At 41.8% G+C, this 20,397-nt stretch carries 15 protein-coding genes; 6 read left to right on the top strand and 9 right to left on the bottom strand.

Annotated elements, in window-relative coordinates; genetic code table 11:
* Positions 1-262 precede the first annotated feature (262 nt).
* The 4 genes from AC1HJP_RS10420 to AC1HJP_RS10405 all read right to left on the bottom strand — a co-directional run bounded on the left by AC1HJP_RS10420 (position 263) and on the right by AC1HJP_RS10405 (position 5,645).
* A complete protein-coding gene (locus tag AC1HJP_RS10420) occupies positions 263-1,276 on the bottom strand; it encodes an L-threonylcarbamoyladenylate synthase (RefSeq protein ID WP_480361755.1) in 1,014 nt (337 codons plus the stop codon).
* 9 nt (positions 1,277-1,285) lie between these two features.
* The gene (locus AC1HJP_RS10415; protein ID WP_480361754.1) at positions 1,286-2,083 is read right to left on the bottom strand and encodes a DUF6671 family protein; all 798 of its coding nucleotides are present in this window, start codon (positions 2,081-2,083) and stop codon (positions 1,286-1,288) included.
* 238 nt (positions 2,084-2,321) lie between these two features.
* Positions 2,322-3,704 (bottom strand): M20/M25/M40 family metallo-hydrolase, encoded by a 1,383-nt coding sequence (locus AC1HJP_RS10410; protein ID WP_480361753.1) that lies wholly within the window; start codon positions 3,702-3,704, stop codon positions 2,322-2,324.
* 87 nt (positions 3,705-3,791) lie between these two features.
* Positions 3,792-5,645, bottom strand: coding sequence for a tetratricopeptide repeat protein (locus AC1HJP_RS10405; protein ID WP_480361752.1), 1,854 nt, complete (start codon positions 5,643-5,645; stop codon positions 3,792-3,794).
* A gap of 120 nt (positions 5,646-5,765) precedes the next feature.
* Between AC1HJP_RS10405 and AC1HJP_RS10400 the strand changes: the two genes are divergently transcribed.
* The 4 genes from AC1HJP_RS10400 to AC1HJP_RS10385 all read left to right on the top strand — a co-directional run bounded on the left by AC1HJP_RS10400 (position 5,766) and on the right by AC1HJP_RS10385 (position 8,758).
* Positions 5,766-7,265 carry an amidohydrolase family protein gene (locus AC1HJP_RS10400; RefSeq protein ID WP_480361751.1) on the top strand — a complete coding sequence of 500 codons (1,500 nt, stop codon included), beginning with the start codon at positions 5,766-5,768 and terminating at the stop codon, positions 7,263-7,265.
* 68 nt (positions 7,266-7,333) lie between these two features.
* Positions 7,334-7,777 carry a GNAT family N-acetyltransferase gene (locus AC1HJP_RS10395; RefSeq protein ID WP_480361750.1) on the top strand — a complete coding sequence of 148 codons (444 nt, stop codon included), beginning with the start codon at positions 7,334-7,336 and terminating at the stop codon, positions 7,775-7,777.
* A gap of 10 nt (positions 7,778-7,787) precedes the next feature.
* Entirely contained in the window at positions 7,788-8,315 is a 528-nt protein-coding gene (locus AC1HJP_RS10390) for a GNAT family N-acetyltransferase (RefSeq protein WP_480361749.1), read from the top strand.
* Positions 8,316-8,338: 23 nt separating this feature from the next.
* Positions 8,339-8,758, top strand: coding sequence for a hypothetical protein (locus AC1HJP_RS10385; RefSeq protein WP_480361748.1), 420 nt, complete (start codon positions 8,339-8,341; stop codon positions 8,756-8,758).
* 332 nt (positions 8,759-9,090) lie between these two features.
* On the opposite strand, the gene AC1HJP_RS10380 is transcribed toward AC1HJP_RS10385, so the two are convergent.
* Together AC1HJP_RS10380 and AC1HJP_RS10375 are read right to left on the bottom strand one after the other, a co-directional pair.
* Positions 9,091-10,323, bottom strand: coding sequence for a type 2 periplasmic-binding domain-containing protein (locus tag AC1HJP_RS10380; protein WP_480361747.1), 1,233 nt, complete (start codon positions 10,321-10,323; stop codon positions 9,091-9,093).
* Positions 10,323-12,296: a methyl-accepting chemotaxis protein gene (locus tag AC1HJP_RS10375; RefSeq protein ID WP_480361746.1), complete on the bottom strand. Its 1,974-nt coding sequence runs from the start codon at positions 12,294-12,296 to the stop codon at positions 10,323-10,325. The genes AC1HJP_RS10380 and AC1HJP_RS10375 overlap by 1 nt, the downstream gene beginning before the upstream one ends.
* Positions 12,297-12,700: 404 nt before the next feature.
* On the opposite strand from AC1HJP_RS10375, the gene AC1HJP_RS10370 reads away from it, so the two are divergent.
* Positions 12,701-14,362: a S8 family serine peptidase gene (locus AC1HJP_RS10370; protein WP_480361745.1), complete on the top strand. Its 1,662-nt coding sequence runs from the start codon at positions 12,701-12,703 to the stop codon at positions 14,360-14,362.
* 155 nt (positions 14,363-14,517) lie between these two features.
* Positions 14,518-15,771, top strand: a complete 1,254-nt coding sequence (locus AC1HJP_RS10365) for an adenylate/guanylate cyclase domain-containing protein (protein WP_480361744.1) — start codon at positions 14,518-14,520, stop codon at positions 15,769-15,771.
* Positions 15,772-15,853: 82 nt separating this feature from the next.
* On the opposite strand, the gene AC1HJP_RS10360 is transcribed toward AC1HJP_RS10365, so the two are convergent.
* The 3 genes from AC1HJP_RS10360 to secD form a co-directional block, all read right to left on the bottom strand.
* On the bottom strand, positions 15,854-17,380 hold the full coding sequence (locus AC1HJP_RS10360) for an alkaline phosphatase D family protein (RefSeq protein ID WP_480361743.1): 1,527 nt from the start codon (positions 17,378-17,380) through the stop codon (positions 15,854-15,856).
* A gap of 219 nt (positions 17,381-17,599) precedes the next feature.
* A complete protein-coding gene (gene secF / locus AC1HJP_RS10355; RefSeq protein WP_390445475.1) occupies positions 17,600-18,502 on the bottom strand; it encodes a protein translocase subunit SecF in 903 nt (300 codons plus the stop codon).
* Positions 18,495-20,381, bottom strand: a complete 1,887-nt coding sequence (secD, locus tag AC1HJP_RS10350) for a protein translocase subunit SecD (RefSeq protein WP_480361742.1) — start codon at positions 20,379-20,381, stop codon at positions 18,495-18,497. The genes secF and secD overlap by 8 nt, the downstream gene beginning before the upstream one ends.
* Between the last annotated feature and the right edge of the window lie 16 nt (positions 20,382-20,397).

Raw genomic sequence — 20,397 nt, 5'->3', positions numbered from 1 at the left:
ATTTTGTTGGGGGTTTAAAACGGCGGCGATAATATAGGAAAATCGAATAATAAAAAAGCGGTGTGTTGACGTTTTTTTCGACGCGAAATGTTAAGCAATTAATGTTTAATGAGTTTTATGCAAAGAAAAAGTAAAAAAAGATTTTAAGGACGTGTTGAATTTAGATTAATCCGATTTATTGGGGGATTTAGAAGAATTTGTAAAATGAGGCAAAATGAGGAAGTTAGCCTAAAGCATGTTTAGGCTAAGAAATCTGGGACGTTTATTCAGGAATAAACTCAAACGAAGCCGCGCGAGAAAGGCGGTTGTTAACGGCTTGCCAGTCGTCATTCACAGGCGGTGTTTCTACAAAGATTTTAACCGGTGCCAGTTTATCTAAACAGTATAAGTCGTAGTACAGACCTTTACCGTAACCTGCAGCGTCGCTGGCGATTGGCTTGATGTGCTCTGGTTGCAAATCTAGTGCATTCAGCTCTGCTAAAACCTGCTCTGAGTAGGCAAGTACTGCAATGTTTTTGTTGCTTTCGCCTTGAACAGCCTGAGTAAGCTCAGCGGTTTTTACTAAAGTCACGGGTGCATTTGGTTGGTAGTGGGCTTTAACGTTACCAGGCACCGCTTCGTTATGCTCCATTGGCGTTGTGACTGGTTTACCTAAACATTGCTCAATCTCAGCAGCTGAAATTGGGCCGGCGCGTAATACTCTTAGCTCATCTGATGTTAAATCTAAAATAGTCGACTCAAGACCATGCTCACACGCGCCACCTTCTAATACCGCCGGAATACGACCCGTTAATTGCTCAACTACTTGTTCAGGCACTGTTGGACTTAATTGCTTATAACGATTCGCCGAAGGTGCGGCAAGTCCTGTATCTAAATCAATTAACACTTTTAAAAACAATGGGTGAGAAGGCACGCGAAGTGCAATGGTGTCTTTACCACCAGTAACTGGGTTATTCAGCCCAGTTTTGGTATTTAAAATAACGGTTAATGGCCCCGGCCAAAATGCGTCAGCAAGCTTTTGTAGGTCAGCAGGCTCCGAGTCAGCCCAGCGTGCAATATGCGTTTCATCGGGAATATGCACGATTAACGGATGATTTGATGGGCGACCTTTTGCGGCAAATATTTTTGCCACGGCATCAGGCTGCGTTGCATCCGCGGCAAGGCCGTACACGGTTTCAGTCGGTAGGGCGACACATTCACCTTGTTGTAGTAGCTTAACGGCTTGGGCGATCCCTTCGTCTCCGGTGAGAAGTTCGAGTGTTTCAAATTCATTCATAGGTAAACCTTAAGGATTACAGAGCTGACAATAATAGGGATCGGCAGCAGTTTGTTCGGTATTTTTTAATTCAGTATGGTCGCAGCATTCACAGTGATATTTATGCTGCTTAATTTGTTGTGTTGCAAGCCCGCATTGTTCACAAGGCAGACCTGCAATGGCTTCTTTTACAACAAAGTTTTTGGCATTGCACTTAGGGCAAATGGCATTGAGCCTGTTTGCTAGATCGATAGCGGCTTTGCTGATCATCTGCTGGCGAATCGGGCAGTGCATAGCGCGTAAATCTGGCTCAATTAACGCCTCGGTTAATTGCTTGTCAGCTAAAGTTTCAATCAATGCTTCGCTGCTTAACCCTTTTAATACTTGCTCTTCAAATTTCAATAACCAACGCTGATCCTGAAAGTGATTGAGCTTTTTTAATAAGGTATCGCGGCAAGTCTCACTGTTTACTTGAATACTCGAGATTGCAAAAGGCCCTGAGGCACTCGCGTAAATTGCTTGCCCTGTTGCACGTTCATAAAAACATAAAATCTCGTCGTTCCAGTTCACTATGCCAGGGTATGGGCCATTGCCAAAACTGCCTTCGCTGCCCAAACCAAATTCAGCATCGAGCAACTCACACGCCATTTTCGCTTTTTTCAAAGCTGCTTCTTTAGGACTGAGCGTACGTTCAATGTCGCCTGCAAACGTGCCTAAGCTATCAGTGTCAAACACATGGCTTTCAATCACATTAAAGCCAAGCGGTGCGAGTGCGTTTGCGATGCACTTGGCTTTATCATGTTTAGTGATAAGTACAGCTTGATTCATTAATGACACGACCTTCAAACGACTCAATTATCGAAATGAGAATAACAAAAGCTTCAAGCCCTGATAAAAACGGGCTTTAAAAAGGGGCGCTATTATACGGTGAGTTGTATAAATTTGTCACTATTTTCACCTTTCGGCGGGCATGAGATGAGAGGTTTTAAAATTGGTTTGGATGAATAATAAAGGAGAAGTAGGGTACTTCTCCTTATAAACTTGAGTTGAGGTTAATGATGCAAACTTACTTGCCCATCATTTTAGTCGGACTTTGCGCTGCAAGGTACGCAAACACAGCGTAAACCGCTACGTTCTGGTTTAACTTTGCAGGATCAATTTTATCTAACGTATCGTCTGCAGTGTGGTGGTAGTCAAAATAGTCAGTACCATCTTGATGCAAAGAGAAAATAGGCACCACTTTAGAGTCTTTAAATGGAATTAAGTCAGGTCCACCAAAAGCGTTATTACGCGCATCGTATTTAACCCCTAAGTCTTTTAAATGCTTAGCAATCGCACGCACAGTCGGTAATGAGTTTGAAGCAACGCGAGATTCAACCGCGTAGATAAGGTCGGCACCAAAGTCAGACTCCGCCGCAGCAACAATATTACTAAGCTCGTTTTTATGTTTCTTCACGTAAGCTTTTGCACCCCAAAGACCTTGCTCTTCTGCGGCAAATAACACCACGCGTACACTGCGTTTAGTCTTTGTTAGCTCGCTAATGTGTTTTGCCGCAGCCGTGATAATTGCCACACCCGCACCATCATCAAGTGCGCCTGTGCCTAAATCCCACGAATCTAAATGTGCACCTAACAGCACGTATTCGTTTGGTTTTTCTGTGCCTGTAAACTCACCAATGACATTATAAGAGGTTCCCATGCCTTTTGATTCAGCTTGTACGTTTAAATTAACTTCAACTTTATGACCAAGTTGCAATAAACGTTCAATTTGGTCGGCATCTGGATTTGCCAGTGCGACGGCAGGAATTGCTTTAATACCATCTTTATAATGATTACCGCCAGTGTGTGCAAAACGGTGTTTTGCAGTACTGACCGAGCGCATCATAAATGCCACTGCGCCTTTTTGGCTTGCAACAACAGCACCACGGTTACGCGCTTTTACAGCAGGGCCATAACTGTTGCCGTCTAGGCTGCGGTCCATGCGATAATTGATAAAGACAATTTTACCTTTTGCTGCATTTTTTGGTGCAGCTTCAAGCTCTTCTAAGGTTTCAAAGATGACAATAGGTGCGCGCGTCCCATCTTTTGGTGTGCTGACACTGTTACCAAGCGCGGTAATGTGAATAGGCTGTTTTGACGGCAGAATAATTTCGGCAGATTCAGAATAGCGCAACCAAGCAGGGAATTTTGCAGGTTCTTTCCAAACTTTGTCGAAGCCTAAACGCTTTAGCTCTTTCATCGCCCAGTCTACGGCTTCAAGATCTTTAGGCGTTCCCGCCATACGCGGCCCAACTTCAGTAGTCAGTCTTGCCACAATATCGTAAGCCAATTCGCTATTGAGCGACTTTTCTTTTAATTGCTCAGTGACTTTAATGGTTTGTGCATCAAAGGTGTCGGCAGCAAACACATTGGCGCTTAACACCAAGGCTGCCAATAATAACTTTTTCATTTTTATAGGCCTGTTGTAAAAATTAAAATGAGTCTGGAACGTTCCATAAATAAATACAAATATTCGCGATGAATGAACAAGGTAAGATTACTTGAGTGTTTGCTTATGTTCTTTTAAATATCTGTTTAAGAGAGCTTCAGTAAACATATTGTCGTTATAGTCAGGTAACCAGTCGCTATTGAGCAATTTGGTCGCGGCTAATTTTACGTTTTCATCATCTTGTTTAATGACATGCCACTTAACTTCATTGAAGCCGTTGAATTCACCGTTAAGTTCACGCCATAGCGCTAAGTTCTGTATGAGCTTTGCAAGTGTTTGGCTTTTTTCTGAATTTTCATGTTCTGTATTTTTGTTTTCTAAACCTTGCAAAATTTGCGCATAAGTCAGATACAACCCAAGGTTTTGCTCAACAGGTGTTGTTAAACTCGCAAACTCAGCAAAGTGTTTAGTAAATAAATTAAACGCCATTTGAAAGTCGTTGTTGGCCATCAGGCCATGAATGTAAGGGATAACATAGCGATTTAATGCTGGGGCGAGTTGATGCCTTTGCTCAAGCTTTTCGAGTGCTGAAGTTAAGCGCCCACCTTTAGCAGCAAGTGCCGCTTCAACATACAAAATAAAATCGTTAGGAATATATTGTTTATTTGTTTGCTCAAATAAAGCTTCTGCATTCTTTAATTGGTTTGTACTGAGTAAGAACAGCACATGCTGTAATTGAAAGTGGGCAAATTTGTTCTTGTATTCATCACTTTCATTTTCATAAATGTATTGTTCATACCAAGCTTCGTATTCCGCAGCAATAGGCTTAGTGAGCAGATAGAAATCGAGCGCATAAAGCGGCGCATTTCGCAGATTCGGCGCAATTAAGCGGGCACGTTCAAAGTATTGCTGCGCTTTTTTGCGATCGCGCTTCACTAAATAGGCATAGGCTAATTTTATAAGCACCTCAGGGTCATTTGGGCTTAGCTTGAACGCAGTTTGCAGTGAGGTGAGTGCCTCTGTTGTTTGCTGTTGCGACAGTAAGAAATCACCATAAAAAAGGTGAAATAAACTACTTTTCTGCTCTAGAGAGTGTCCTTGTTCGAAAAAGATTTTTGCGGTTTCAAAGTCACCATTTTGCTGGTGGAGCGCACCAAGTAGTGCAATGGCATTAATATGATGAGGTTCAATTTCTATGGCTTTTTGCAGCAAGGGTAAACAGCTTGTGTAGGTTTTCGTTTGGTTGTGCTGACCGTAAACAAGCAATTGGTACTCGCTGTTGCACAAACCAAACAGGGCATCGGCGTTGTTTGGGCTCTTATTCAAAATGGCTTTATAGAGTTTACTTGCCTTGTTGATCGAGTTTACATCACGTTGTTTGACCAAATGATCTGCAAGGGTTAAATCTTCAAAATAAGCTTGTTCTTTAGGTTGGTTTTTTAACTGCGCTTTTAACTCTTCTTTGACTGAGCCGTTGTTCATAAACCAAATAGCGAAAACAGCAAGAATAAAAATGCATACGGCGAAAGCCGTTAACTTATGCTTTTTCGTTGTTTTTTCTGTTGTCTCTAGTTTTAACGTCTTTGTTTTTGAACTGTTTTTTGCTAATGAATTTTGTACTTCCTGTTTAAAGCTCAGCGCAATATGAGGCGAGAGCCTATAGCCTTTTCCCGAGATCTGTTCAATGGCTTCAGTAATGGTTTTATCTTGATGAAGTGTTTTTCTTAGTTGCGCAACGGCCTGATAAATAGAGCTATCAGTAACCACGCGATCGGGCCAAATTTCTTTGGCGATAAAATTTAAACTCAGCGGTGTGTTTTGATGACGAGTTAGCAAGACCAATAAAGCCATAACTTTAGGCGGGAGCGAGCACTCGAACGATTGTTCGGCTAAAGTGAGCTTGTTCAAATGCGGCTCTACATACCAATTGCCGAGTATAAAAGGGGCCTCTGTCTTTTCCATCTTTATGATAACTATGCTTATTTTTATTTTGAGACAAAATTCAGGGTAAAATTATATGCTTTTTAGGTAATTAACCCAGTGTTTTTTTAAGGTGGCTCTAGTTTCAAAAAAGGAGTCGCCATGAAAACACTTATTCTAACTAGCTTACTATTACCTTTTGTTTTAAATGCGAAAGAGTTTGATGTCATCATCAAAAACGTCACCGTTATTTCGTCGCTTAACCCATACCAAGCCAGCGTTGCAGATAAACATTGGGTTGGCATTCAAGATGACAAAATTAAAACCATATCGGCAAAAGCCTTGAACGACGCTGATGCAAATGTGATTGATGGCACCGGCAAGTTTTTAATTCCCGGTTTGATGGACGCCCACGTGCATCTAAATCGCATGCCTGGGTTACCCTTTGAGCTTAGCCAGTTTAATGAAAAGGAGGTTGCTGAGCTTGAAAGTTTACAGCAGCAATACCTGCAAAGGCAGGGCAAGAATTACTTATATTACGGTGTGACTCAAGTGCTTGAGCCGGGCGCTAGTAAAGAGAGTATGTCGTTATTTCAAAGTAATGGTGTGGCACCAACAAGTTACTTTTGCGGTGCTGTGCCAATTTATCAAGGATATAACGCGCAAGGTATAAATTATGAACACCTACATGAAAAGCGCCCGTATTATGCGCGTCAACATGGCGATCCAAATCACCTGCATGAAAAACACATATTAGAAAGTCATTCACCTGAACAATTAGTAAAACGCATGGCCGATGATGGCGCTATATGCACCAAAGTGTATCTAGAAGATGGTTTTGGTGAGCGTTCAGATATTCCGTTAATCGCTTCTGACACGCTGGATGAACTCAAATCTGCCAGTGAGAAACACGGTTTAAAAGTGATGGCCCATGCCAATGCCACCGATATGCAGCGTTTAGGGTTAACTCATAAAATGGATGTGATGGCGCACGGTAATTGGAATTGGCTCGACGAAAGCAGGGTAGGCACAAAAGGTGAATTACCACCTAAAGTAAAAGCTGTCGCCGATGACATTATTCGCTCAGATGTTGCTTATCAACCAACACTCAATGTCATGCGCGCGCTGACCGATGTGATGCGTGAAGGCCATATTACTCAATCGGAGTACAAAACAGTATTGAGTAAAGCACAAATTGCTTGGTACCAAACTGAAGCAGGGCAATGGTTTGCACGAGAAATGAAAACAGGTTGGGGCAACATGAGTGATGCACAAAAAATAGCGCGCTTTGAATTTAACCAACAGCTTGGTAAACGCGTCTTAAATTACATCTATCAAAACGGAGGCCTTATTTCATTGGCAACTGACACACCACCTGCGCCAACCTATGCATCACAACCGGGGCTTGCAACCTATTGGGAATTAAAAGATATGCATGACGCAGGGATGAGTTTGGCAAGTATTCTTGCTGCGGCAACTTTGAATAATGCCAAGGCATTTTCGTTAGATAAACAGTACGGCACGGTCGAAGCGGGCAAAGTGGCTAATTTGTTGTTGCTGAATATCAGCCCTTTACAGAGTGTCGAAGCATATAATCATATAGATACGGTTATTCTTAATGGTGAGCCTTTGTCTAGAACGGATTTAGAAATAACAAAATAAATCAGTAGATTGCATTTTGTTTAGGAAGATGTTTTTATGGTCGAGAATGTACCTGATAAGGAAAAGTCATGATCCGCCTTGCAAATCTAGAAGATCTTCCACAAGTGCTCAACTTATACCGAGAACTACGTCCGCACGACCCCGAGCTTGAAAAGTCTTTTGCTGAGCAAGTATGGGCAGAGATGATGCGCTGCCCAGAAACACATATAGTGGTGGCAGATATCGAAGGGGAGTTAGCCGCAACTTGCGCGCTGGGTTTAAATAAGAGTATTGCAAATGGCGGTCGACCTTTTGCCATTATTGAACATGTGATCACCGCAGAAAAATTTCGTCGTCGTGGATTAAGTCAACAAGTACTCGAGTTTGGCATTCAAAAAGCATGGGAGCTAAATTGCTACAAAGTCATGCTGCTTTCAGGTGAAAATCTCACTGGCGCGCACCGAGTATATGAGTCGGTAGGTTTTAAAGCGGGTATTGAGAAGGGCTTTGTGATTAAAGCACCAAAAAAATAACAAAAAATAAATGAATAAAACAATATTAGTTACCAAAAGACTCACCTTAGCCCCTTTAAATGAAAGCGATAAGTCTCTTTTCATTCAGTTATGTATGGACCCTGAGGTGATGGAACACTGTTATGATCCTAGTACGTTAGAAGAAGCTGAGGCTGGCTTTGAGGCTTTTGCTCAGCCGTGGGATAGCAACAGTTATGATTGGTTATGTTTTGGTATCACCGAAACTAATACAGGTGAAAAAGTCGGAAATATCTCAGTCAAAATAATTGATCATGAGCAACATATTGGCGAAGTCGGGTTTTTATTAAATCCTTGCAAGCAAGGCAAAGGGTATGCGTTTGAAGCACTTAAACGGGTAAAGACGTTTTCTTTTGATGTGCTTAACCTACAAAAGCTGAAAGCGATTTGCTCGACTCAAAATACGAGCTCGATAAAGTTATTAGAAAAGTCAGGTTTCATCCGAGGCGCATTACTTAAAGATAATGTTTTGATAAAAGGTAGGTCAATTGATGAGTACCAATATGAATACACTCGTTAAACAATAAATATAAAAGGTAAACAATGAAAAAGTTAGCCATAGCAACAACTGCTCTTGTACTTTCTGGCTGTATGTCTACGCCTGAATCAGTCAACTTCAATGGCGAGAATGTGGGTACGTATAGTGTTGCAGCGAGTTGTAGCGATATGCTGTTAGATACAGATTGTTCAGGCATGACCGGTGCCACAAAAGATATTGAGTTAGCAGGCATTAAATTAAGAGCTGCAGCAGGGCAGTCAGGTAAAGTCGTATTTATTATGTCTGAATCGAGTTTCAGTATAGATCAAACCGCGCTTCAAAATGGTGCTAAATCTTTAGAGAAATTATTTAAAGACAACGGCATTCAAATTGAGTCAAAGAAAGTGATGTTTGGTGGTGGCGACGTATACGGCGTGCATTTTCAATTAAGTGACAACGGCTATCGCTTGTTAAAATCACTTTAATTTCAAATGGGCTTATAGTGATATAAGCCTCTAAACTCTCCCATGACTATAGCCAATCAAGAATTTATTTTTTGCAAGTTTGGTTAGCGACTGCTTAGTGTCTTTGAACAATTCAAATCGTAAAAACATATCTGGTTACTTTCCTTTATAACAGCTAGTAATGAATTTGTGCCGCTTTGATGAAATGACGAACCCAAGATTTAGTCACTACTCATGATGCGTTAAGCGTTACCTTTACTGTTATCTTGATGATTGATTTAACGGTTTGCTTAGTCGGCACTTCACTATGTGTTTTTTGGCGCGACCTTAGGACGCGCACTTATCTGATAATGTTATTGGCATTGAGCAGTACCAATATAATTCCAACTATTTAACCCAGTTTGAATATGTTTTGCCGCCATATTAGCTGAAGCGCCTGAGAGTACTTGTTTGATGGCCTCTCTGACTAATGTTTGATAATTCGGAGCCTGCGAATTTAATGCTGCTGCTGTAAATAAGCTCTCAGAATAACTCTGTTGCGCTAGCTTATCGGCCAACATTTGCAGGTTTTTACTTTGGATCGAGATTGGGTATTTGTACGCTGGTAGCTCGTTTAAGGTATTAGCAAACAACTCGGCAAACTGTTTAGTTTTGGTAAAAGCCAAGACTTTATTGGCTGCTTCAACATGCTGGCCTTGGGCATTTATTTGATATGTACCATCTGCAAAGGCGATAAATTTATTACTGGCTCCTGGTATTGGCCAAAAATCGAATTCAAAGTTTTCGTCAATGCTGACAAAAGTCGAATTATGGCTGGTGCGCCAACCGCCATCCATCACCATAGCTGAGTTACCTAATGCGACATTTGTAGCCGAACCTTGGTAATCTTCTTGTATCGCATTGCGGTTAATGAAGCCACTTTTTTGCCACTTTGATAGCAGAGAAAGTGCGTCGACAAACACAGTGTCAGTGAAACAGGTCTCACCTGAAATTAATTGCTTAGTAAAGTCAGGCTCTATTAAACCTGCAACTAATACTTCTGCTACCACTTGCGATAAATACCAATTGTCACTGGCTATATGAAGAGGAGTAATGCCATTTGACTTCAATTGGCTAAAGTAAGACTCTAATTGCGAAAGAGAATAGGGTTGCTGGTTTAAGCCATGTTTGCTCATGAGGTTTTTATTAACCAATAACCCTTGCAGCTGTACAGCAAACGGCACGCCAAAATAGCGGTTATTGGCAGCGGCTGCGGCTAATGCACCAGGGTTAATACTATTGAGTTCAAAACTATTTTCTTTGATGAAGCCTTGGTTGATCAAAGGCGCAAGTGCAACTTCTCCCGGCATCCACTGAAACAAATCGGGTCTCTCATCAAGTAGCGCTAATTGCATATGCGATTGAAAAGTATCAAAATTTATCACTTGCACTCTAACAGTAATCCCCGGCAAGAGATTTTGTTGGTTTATTTTCTCCCAAAGTGGCTTTTCTTGTTGTCGCCAAGTGTATAAATCAAGTTGTACGCTTGCCATAAGCTGCGTGGAAAATAGCAGACTTAAAACGAATAACACGGGATTATATTTCATCACTTCACCTTAAATTCTTCGTTCATTTTTACCAGCGCAGAGGCGGCTTCACCTAACTCTAGCAGTGCATGAGAGTTGCGTTTTATCTGCTCTAACGAGTCACCCGAAAGCGCATCAATATTTTCTATGCTCTGGCTAATTTCTCTGGCCGCAATATGTTGCTGCTGAGCGGCCTCGGCAATGATCTCATTAAGGTGATGTGCATTAGTCACAGAGTCAGCAAATTGACTAATTTGAGTATCTACTTGTTCGGCTTTGGTTTTTGCATCTAATGCTTTTACGACTGAGTTTTGTAAAGCATTTACAGCCAGGTTTGACGATTTTAATAAGCTGTCTAAGCGAGATTGGATCTGCTCAGTAGAACTTTGGGTGCGAGTTGCTAAACTTCTGACCTCTTCGGCTACAACCGCAAAGCCTCTACCATGGTTGCCAGCGCGCGCCGCTTCGATTGCAGCATTTAGTGCAAGGAGGTTTGTTTGATCTGCTACTTGTGCAATGACAGTCAGCACTTCTTCAATTTGTTTACATTCTTTATCAAGAGATGAAACGAGATCAGCTGAGTTAGCAATCTCTTGCTGTAACTCGCCACTAAACTGCTGATTTTCCTTAACGAGTGCTTGCGAGCACTCAGCTTGCTCTGTCGCTTGTGCCATTAATTGTGTGGTGTTAGAGGCAGTATTCGAAATCTCACTTGAAGTTGCCGTCATTTCTAAAACAGCGCTAGCCACTTGTGTAGTCTGGTCTTTTTGTTGATTTGCCACTTGTGTGGTGTGGTGTGCACCTTGAGCCAGTACATCAATTGAGTCGTTGATTGAGTCGGACTTTAATTGAATATCAGTGACGATGCTGACAAAAGCATTTCTGAGTTTTTCAAGAGCATAACTGACTTGTGCAAATTCATCTTTGCTGCACGCTTGTATTTGCTTACTTAAGTCACCGGTTGACAGTGTTTGAATTGACTTATTTGCATTGAGTAATGGAGCCTTGATGGTTTTCACTATATAAACAGCAATAGTCAGAGCTGCTAACACGGTTAAAAGGGTAGTAATGATCAACAGTTTGCTACTGTTGTTAACTGCTTGCTCAGAGTTGGCTTCAATCTCTGCGGCAAATGTTTGTGAAAGTTGTTGCAGTTCATTCATGATGATTTTCATTTCACCAAATGCACCTGCTGCTTTGTCGAGGTTGACTGACAAAGTACCATGATTCGAGAGATAGCCCGCTTTAAGCGTTCTAATACCATTCATATTATCGATTAGCCATATTAAATCGTTCGATAAACGGATTAATGCTTTTGATGGTCTGATGGCATGTTTAGAGTCAGTAATTAATGATGCATAGGAACTGAGCCATTGCTTATAACGCGCTGTGATAGAGGAAAATTGGAGGCTTTCTTGCACTAGTAGTAATTGGCTTGCTAACGAAAAGCCATAGTTAAGTTGACTGACAAGTTCGCTTTGGCTTTGCGGTTTGTTTTGTATATTTTTAAACCTCGACTCTAAACCAAGCAACTTTTGATTGAGTGTTAGCAATTGCTCTCGATTGGTGATCGCAATGCTCGCCACAGCCATTGAGCGAGTTAACTCTAAGAATGTTTGTTCAGAAAGGGTATTGAGCTTTATGAGCTTATTATTGCCTAATTGTAAAGACACGTGGTCATCAAAGTATGCAGTTAAACTTGTTAATTCTTGAGTAAGCGCTTTTTGTAAACGTTCAATTTCTTGTTCTAATTTACTTTGCGCTTGACGGTCTTTTGCCTGGTAGTGCTGATACACTTTTAAATTTAGGCTATCGAGTGTGGTGGTGATCTTAGCGACTTGTCTGTCAATAGGTTGCGCGACTTGGGTTATTTGCTTAATCGAAGAGTTAAGACTCATTAAGCCTAAATATGAAAATACACTCAAGCCGATAAGCGCTATAACTATGATGCCGTAACCAGCAGACAGTCTGCTTATCACTGAGGTCTTAAACATGAACTTGCTCGCTAATTTAAAAGCGTGAATTAGACCATAATTAGGAACAAAGCTCACTCAGTATTGTTTAGTATTTAAGGATAATTTACTGTTGATTTAATGTGATGAAATTTATTTTTTAGAACATAAAAAACAGATTTTACTCGTTTATTTTGGCGTTTTATCCTTTCTCTTTAGTTTGAAATAAATTCATTTTAGATATGCTTAGCGTATGATGTGAGTACTCGCTTTTAATCTTTACCTTTTAAATTAAGGTGAGACTAGTTGGGGATTTACTCGTGAGACTAGTGTGGTTTTAAAAAAGTTATTACCTAAATTAAAAACAATTTGACAGCGCTGGACATTTGTTCTTTATTGTAATCGAAATGTTAATTTAAAGTTGCATTAATCGATAAGGAATCAAAATGAAAACCAAGTTGAACAAAACTACACAGGCACTTATTTTTTGCGGTGCTTTGGTCCCAGTAGTACATGCATCTACCTTGGTAGATGAGAGCAGCATCGAAACAAATCAGGCTGAGCGCTACATTGTCACTTTAAAAAGTGAACTAGGCACAATTGCGCAGCCTTTTGAGCTAAGCCCACAACAAACTAAACAGCTTCAAATGAATCGACTCCAGTCAGTTGCACTGACGGTATCGGCTCAAGCTGAACAAGTTTTACCGTCAATTAATGCGGTGTCTGTGTCTTTAACGTCTGAGCAAAAAGCTTTGCTAGCTGCACGCTCAGATGTATTGTCTATTGAAGTAGATCCAAAGCGTTACCTGATGGCTGAAAGCACGCCTTATGGCATCAATATGGTGCAAGCTAACCAATTAGCAGACACCATGTCGGGTAATCGTAAGGTATGTATCATGGATACAGGTTATACCTTAAATCATCCTGACTTACCTTCAACGGGGATCACAGGTGATGACGGCTACGGCAGTAACAATACTGGTAACTGGTACAACGACGGCAATGGTCACGGTACACACGTAGCGGGCACGATTGCTGCAATTGGTGGTAATGGTCAAGGCGTGGTGGGGGTAAACCCATCTGGTCAGCTTGGTTTGCATATTGTTAAAGTATTCAACGATTCAGGCCGTTGGGCTTATGGTTCGGACCTAGTAAAAGCGATTGAGCAATGTCAGCTAGCGGGTGCGAATGTCACGAGTATGAGTTTAGGTGGTTCAGGCCAGTCAAATGCAGAACGTCAAGCATTTGCAAACAGCTATGCGCAAGGCATGCTGCATATTGCCGCAGCTGGTAATGGTGGCAATAGCTCTATGAGCTATCCTGCATCATATGACTCTGTTGTTTCAGTAGCAGCGGTTGATAGCCGTGAAAACAAAGCATCATTCTCGCAATACAACAGCCAAGTAGAAATAGCAGCACCGGGTGTTGGTGTTAATTCGACATGGAATAATAACAACTATAGAAGCATTAGCGGCACATCAATGGCAACGCCACATGTATCGGGTGTTGCAGCACTCGTATGGAGTCATTTCCCTGAATGTAACAACCAGCAAATTCGTGATGCCTTAAATGCTACAGCAAAAGATAAAGGTGCCGCTGGGCGAGATACCTCTTATGGTCATGGTATTGTGCAAGCAAAAGCAGCATACGACTATTTAGCTTCAAGCACATGTGAAGGCCCGGGTGATGCTAAACCTGTTGCAAGTTTCAAAGTAACGCTAAACGGTAAAACCATACAACTGACTGACAGCTCATATGGCGATAAGGGGATTGCTGCTTACTCGTGGGAATTTGGCGATGGGGCAACTAGTTCAAGCAAAAACCCAAGCCACACGTATGCAAGTGCGGGAGAATATACGGTTAAATTGACCGTCAGAGATACCGTTGGTCAGGTTGCGAGTAAATCAGAAGTCATCAAGGTAACCGATGGCAATACGGGTGGATGTAATGGTACGCCAACATGGTCAGCAGGTAAGGTTTACTTATCTAAAGACCGCGTTTCATTAAATGGCAATTTATATGAAGCGAAGTGGTGGAACATAGATCAAAACCCTGAGCAATTCTCAGGTCGTTGGGATGTATGGGCGAACAAAGGCGCATGTAAGTAACGCTTTTAAGTAAATTACCAACACTTTTGTTATTAAAGGCAATTTAGGTAACTAAATTGCCTTTTTTCATACCCTATCATTATTTCTTGCCTTCATTTTTCGTACTCATTGTTATGACAAGCTATGTTTAATAAAAAAGCAGAACACTTAAACTTATGAAATGGTTAAAACATATTGATGACAGCTTTGACTCGCTCTTGACCGATTGTTACCAGCAGCGCGAAATGGAAATGGAAAACCACATCAACAAAATTCGCTTTTTTGGTTTGATGGCGCTGTTTTTACTCGAACTACTCGTCGGCATGATGAGTCAGGGACTGGATTTAATTTTAATCAGTGTCGATCTTGGTTCGATGGTTATAACTGCAGCTTGGTGTTGGCTGGTTCGGCATTGGGCTACCACTGGCAGTTACAAGCCTTGGCTCAAGTATGTATCTATTTTATTCGATTATGTGATTATTTTAGCCATTACATTAGAAATGGAATATTTGACTGAAGTGGGTCATTTCTTAAGAGACTTACACAAAACCCAGTTTGAATTAATGCTTATAAGTGCACTCATTTTATTTAACGTGATGAGTGCGTTTAGGCAAGGCAGAGTGATCATCTATTTCTCTACTTTATGCTGTTTGGCTGCAACGACGCTGATTTTAGAGCATAGTCATACCGATCGCACCATAGAAATGCACGAGCAAATCATAGTGTTATTTTCGGGTCTTCTTGCCTGGTCTATTTCTCATTATATTACTAATACATATACACGCTTACGCCATCGTGAGCGGTTATTACGCTATCTACCTGAAAAGCTGGTTAGCGCGGTTGAAACCGGTGCCGTTGACATAGAGCCGGGTGGTGAGCGCCGCGAAGTAACTATTTTGATGGCCGATATTCGCAAGTTCACCACCTTATGTGAGCGCAATGAACCAGAGGTAGTTACTCGTATTCTAAATCGCTATTTCTCAGCTATGAGTAATCCTATTTTTAAACATGATGGCATGATAGATAAATTCATCGGTGACGCCATTATGGCCGTGTTTGGTGCGCCACAAGCGGGAATGAATAGCGCTCAAGGTGCAATAAATGCTGCAAAGGGCATGCTTAAAGAACTAATAGAGTTAAATAAACAATTTACCGAGCAGGGCTTGCCACAGCTTGAAATTGGCATTGGTATTCACAGTGGTGAAGCTATTGCAGGCAATGTGGGGAGTTTGAGTTGTATGGATTACACTGTAATTGGTGACACAGTTAATGTCGCTGCGAGAATCGAGAGCAAGACCAAAGAGCTTGGGCAAGTATTACTTGTCAGTGAAGACGCCGCAGAAAAATCAGAGATGTCGGATTTAGCTTGGGTTGCGGATTTAAAACTCAAAGGTCGAGACAAAACAGTCAATGTCTATTCTTTTCAATGAATATTGTTTAGATACTTTTCTACATGACTTTCAGGGGAGCTAAGCTCCCCCTTATGTTCAAATTCTCGTACTGATTGCCAGATTACAATTTATGCAGTTTGGCTTCGCCTGAATTAACATACAGGGTTCTATCAACGAATGACTGGTTATTTTTAAAACCAACAATTGGCACATGGTGCCATTGAGAAGTGAGTTTGTCTTGCTTGATGTTAAGGGTGACAAAACCTCGGTTTTTAAGGTCAACATAACGAATATGTGGGTTTTCAGGCTTTAGAATATTGCCGACATCTCCCACTATTTGCTGCAAACCCGGTACAGGAATTGAGGGCGAAGTAACTGAAGGTGTGACTATTTCAACAGCAAGTGCACCATCATGGGTAAAGCGATTATACTCGCGCCAGTCATAAGGGTTTTTAGCAATATCGGCAGCCCAAGAAGAATGTACATCGCCAGTTAAGAACACCACATTTTTAATGTCTCTTTGTTCAACAAAGTTCAGTAGCCTGTCTCGAGCGGCAGGATAACCATCCCATGCATCAGCGTTAATGGGTTTACCAAACATCTGAATTTGCATAATTTGCACTTGTTGGCCAATTAAATTCCACTTCACACCATTATTTTTGGCATCGAGCAGGTTGTCTTCTAACCATTGCTCTTGCTCAAAGCCCAATAAAGTTCGCATAGGATCAAGGCGCGCATCGTCTTTCACATCGACTTGCTCATCGCGACCAACATAACGGGTATCGAGCATATTTAAATGCAGCAACTGGCCAAATTCGAATTTGCGATACGCTTTTTCACGATTACCACTTTGAGGCTCTCGAATAGGCATCCACTCATAATATGCTTGAATGGCTGCATTGGCTCGGGTTTGCCAGTCACCCTCATTGTCATTATGGTTTTGTGCACCGCTACGCCAAGTGTCATTGGTAAACTCATGATCATCCCAAATACAGATCATAGGGTGGGTTTGGTGCAGGGTTTGCAAATCTTCATCTGTTTTATACGTCGCATGACGTAAACGATAATCATTGAGTGACACCATTTCATGTTTTGGCTCTACCAGCCTCTTCCATAGTAACGGGTTACGATAAACATCTTCGTTACCGTACTCATATAAATAGTCGCCTAAATGTAAAACCGCATCGAGATCATCCATTTCTGCGATGCGAGCATAGACGTTAAAATAGCCATAGCTAAAGTGTGAACAAGATGTCATCGCCAACTTCACTTCAGATACATCATATTGAGGTAAAGTCTTGGTGCGACCCACAGGCGAGACAACAGGCTCATCGAGCTCTTCAATGATAAAGCGATAGTAATAAGTGCTATCAGCATTTAAACCTGCGACATCGACTTTAACAGTAAAATCTCGCGCTATACTGGTTTCAACCTTGCCTTCAGTTTCGATAGTCGCGAATGAAGAAGACGTTGATACTTGCCAGCGAACAGACAATACCAGGCTGTTGATATCGACAACTTGCGTGATTTCTTCAGGAATGGTGGCTCGAGTCCAAATGATCACCGCATCATGGAGCGGATCACCACTGGCAACGCCATGGCTGAAAGGGTTGGTTTTAAACGTACAACCCGAGAGTGTTAAACTCATTGGCATCACGCTCAGTAGAGCTGATCCTTTCAAAAAACTTCGACGTGAAATAGACATAAGTAATTACTCTAAAAAAAGGGAGCGCTAGATTTAACATTTAAAAGTTACAAAAATGTTAATTTAAATCTACTTTTTAAGAAATGAGTAATGTCTAAGTCTATGAATATAAATAGAAGCTCACTCATAATTGATGAGTGAGCTAAATGCTCTAAATGCTGGTTAAGGCTCAGCGAGTAGTTTTTTCACTTCATCGCTGTCTTGGTTTTGATAGTTAGCAAAACTTAAGCCCATAAATTCAGGCAAGGTTGCGCTGATAAAAATTGATGACAAGGTACCCGCAGTTAAACCAATTAACAGGGCGCTGGCAAAACCATTTAAGGCATCGCCTCCGAGCAACCAAATCGCAAAAACCGTGGCGAGTGTGGTAAACGAGGTGATCAGCGTACGGCGTAATGTACTTTGCAAGGCTTCATTAATTGAATGACCAATGGGTTGTTCAGGTTTGGCACGAATGAGTTCACGAATACGGTCGCCAATGATAATACTGTCGTTGAGCGAGTAACCGATAATCGCTAAAAGCGCTGCCAGTACCGTTAAATCGAAAGTTAAACCAAGCACAGTGAATAAAGCGATGGTGATTAAAACATCGTGGAACAGCGCAACAGTTGCAGCGACGGCGAGTCGCCACTCAAAACGCACCATTAAATAAATCAACACAGATACCACTGCAAATACAGCCGCCAGTGCACCACTGGTTTTGAGCTCTTCACCTACTTGTGCGCCCAGAAACTTACTTTCTAGGATATGGGCATTTAACTTTGACTCAATCGCAGTTTGAAAAGCGGCGATTGAATCTGAAGCCACGTCGGGTAAAAACAACACACGCCAATGGCCGTCTTGGCTTTGCGATAAGCTAAATGCGTCTGATGTTAAGGTACTTAATGTGGTTTGCAGTTCACTCATACTGGTTAGCGACATTAACGTAAAGTCTAAAACGGTACCCCCCGTAAAATCTAAACCAAATACAATGGGGTTAAGGGCTAAAGCGCCAAGGCTAACAACAATAGCAATTAGACTAAATATAAAGCCCATTTTACGGGCAGACTGCCAAATATTATGCATGATGCGCTCCTTCTTTCTTTGTTGTTACTGGTTTTAGTTGGGCTTTGTTTTTATCTTTTTGATTCCCTTTTTTTCTTTTATTTTTAAGAAAGAGTGGCGAAAGGTAAGACGACACCAATACGCCCGAGAACAAACTGGTTAAGATCCCAAGGGCTAACGTAATAGCAAAGCCTTTGATTGGACCATAACCTACACCAAGTAAAACCAGCGCGGTGATCATCGTCGTTAGGTTCGCATCGATAATGCTCGACATAGCATGTTGATAGCCGCGTTTTAAAGCGCCAAGTGTGCTCGCACCTTGTTTGATTTCATCACGAATGCGCTCAAAAATAATCACATTGGTATCGACCGCCATACCTATGGTGAGTACTAAACCCGCGATCCCGGGTAGGGTTAACACCGCGCCAGGTAATAACGACATTAACCCAAGTAAACAAACAAGGTTCACCACCAATGCAATGATGGCGACTACACCGAGTCGCCCGTAGCAGGCCAACATGAATAATAGGGTGATAGCTAAGCCCAATTTGAGGGCATTAAACCCATTTTCAATGTTTTGCTCGCCTAGGCTTGGGCCAATGGTTTGCTCTTCAACAATGGTGATAGGTGCCTGAAGTGACCCAGCTCGCAATACCATAGCTAGCTCTTGTGCACGCTGCATGGTGCCTAAATTAGTGATACTAAATTGGCGGTTTAGGGCTTGTTGAATGGTGGCGACCGAAATCACTTCTTGTTGTTTAACCACATTCCCTTTTTGATTTTGGTGATATTCGCCATAGAGGGTGGCCATTGGTTTTCCTATATTTTGTCGTGAGAAACGACTCATCTTGTCGCCGCCAGCAGGGGAGAGCATCAGTTGTACTAGCGGTTGTCCTGACTCATCGCGTCCAGCCTGAGCCGATTCAATTTCTGAGCCGGTAAAAATAGGCAAAGGATTTAACTTGATTGTGCCACCGTCTTTATATTTGTAAGTGTGACCTCCAATGTCTTTCAATGCGTGAAAAGACAACTCTGCAGTTGCACCAATTAAGCGTTTTGCAGCAGCTGGATCTTGTACACCCGGTAACTCAATTCGAATATGCTGCTTACCTTGGCGTTGTGTAACTGCTTCTGTGATCCCCAATTGCTCAATACGCGAACGCAAAGTACTTATAGCTTGGCCAATTGCTTGTTCAGCTATCTGCTTTTGGCTGGCTTCGTCAAAACCAAGTTGCCAAATCGCTTGGCTTGCCGTGTTTTGTTCAATACTCGTAAGGCTTGGGTAGTCTGCTTTTAAAAGCTTCACTAAGGTCGCGAGCTTATCGGCTTGGTTACTGTTGGCTTTTATGACCACGTTATTATCACGGGCAGCTTCAATCTTGATGCCACGCAATTTGTGTTCGATGCGATAATCTTTTGCGACTAAACGCAGTTTTTCGAGTCGCTCTTCAAGGGCTTTGTCGGTATCGACTTTTAATACAAATAAAACGCCGCCGTTTAAATCTAAGCCCAATTTTAAAGGGGATAAATTAAAGCTTTGCAGCCATGCGGGCGTAGTGGCTTCACTTTGCACGCTAATGTTTGCTGCGTTTTGTAATTGTGTTTGCAACTTTTTTTGTAATACGGCTTGCGCATTCACACTTGCTTTTGGATGTTCGAGCAACACACGAATTTCACCGGTTTGATGATTTACTGTCGCTTCACGCACAGGCAACTGTGCGTCTTCAAGATATTGGCTAATTTGAGTCGCCGATAACGTATTGTTATGACTACTGACCTTCAACACAGTGTTATTCGGATAAAGGTTGGGGAGCGCGCTAATTGCCAAAAATACAATGACTAACAGTAGCGCCCACGGTGTCAAACGGTTGTTTGACTTAGGATTTAATTGATTTTTCATAATTCACTCATCTAGG

The organism is Pseudoalteromonas sp. NFXS53, assembly GCF_056629255.1.
The sequence above is the reverse complement of the archived record's forward strand: the minus strand, read 5'-3'. Positions and strand labels throughout refer to the sequence as shown.

What these genes read in the sequence shown, in the direction of transcription:
- AC1HJP_RS10420 (WP_480361755.1), bottom strand. Translation starts at nt 1,276, where the DNA reads ATGAATGAATTTGAAACACTCGAACTTCTCACCGGAGACGAAGGGATC.
- AC1HJP_RS10415 (WP_480361754.1), bottom strand. Translation starts at nt 2,083, where the DNA reads ATGAATCAAGCTGTACTTATCACTAAACATGATAAAGCCAAGTGCATC.
- AC1HJP_RS10410 (WP_480361753.1), bottom strand. Translation starts at nt 3,704, where the DNA reads ATGAAAAAGTTATTATTGGCAGCCTTGGTGTTAAGCGCCAATGTGTTT.
- AC1HJP_RS10405 (WP_480361752.1), bottom strand. Translation starts at nt 5,645, where the DNA reads ATGGAAAAGACAGAGGCCCCTTTTATACTCGGCAATTGGTATGTAGAG.
- AC1HJP_RS10400 (WP_480361751.1), top strand. Translation starts at nt 5,766, where the DNA reads ATGAAAACACTTATTCTAACTAGCTTACTATTACCTTTTGTTTTAAAT.
- AC1HJP_RS10395 (WP_480361750.1), top strand. Translation starts at nt 7,334, where the DNA reads ATGATCCGCCTTGCAAATCTAGAAGATCTTCCACAAGTGCTCAACTTA.
- AC1HJP_RS10390 (WP_480361749.1), top strand. Translation starts at nt 7,788, where the DNA reads ATGAATAAAACAATATTAGTTACCAAAAGACTCACCTTAGCCCCTTTA.
- AC1HJP_RS10385 (WP_480361748.1), top strand. Translation starts at nt 8,339, where the DNA reads ATGAAAAAGTTAGCCATAGCAACAACTGCTCTTGTACTTTCTGGCTGT.
- AC1HJP_RS10380 (WP_480361747.1), bottom strand. Translation starts at nt 10,323, where the DNA reads ATGAAATATAATCCCGTGTTATTCGTTTTAAGTCTGCTATTTTCCACG.
- AC1HJP_RS10375 (WP_480361746.1), bottom strand. Translation starts at nt 12,296, where the DNA reads ATGTTTAAGACCTCAGTGATAAGCAGACTGTCTGCTGGTTACGGCATC.
- AC1HJP_RS10370 (WP_480361745.1), top strand. Translation starts at nt 12,701, where the DNA reads ATGAAAACCAAGTTGAACAAAACTACACAGGCACTTATTTTTTGCGGT.
- AC1HJP_RS10365 (WP_480361744.1), top strand. Translation starts at nt 14,518, where the DNA reads ATGAAATGGTTAAAACATATTGATGACAGCTTTGACTCGCTCTTGACC.
- AC1HJP_RS10360 (WP_480361743.1), bottom strand. Translation starts at nt 17,380, where the DNA reads ATGAGTTTAACACTCTCGGGTTGTACGTTTAAAACCAACCCTTTCAGC.
- secF (WP_390445475.1), bottom strand. Translation starts at nt 18,502, where the DNA reads ATGCATAATATTTGGCAGTCTGCCCGTAAAATGGGCTTTATATTTAGT.
- secD (WP_480361742.1), bottom strand. Translation starts at nt 20,381, where the DNA reads ATGAAAAATCAATTAAATCCTAAGTCAAACAACCGTTTGACACCGTGG.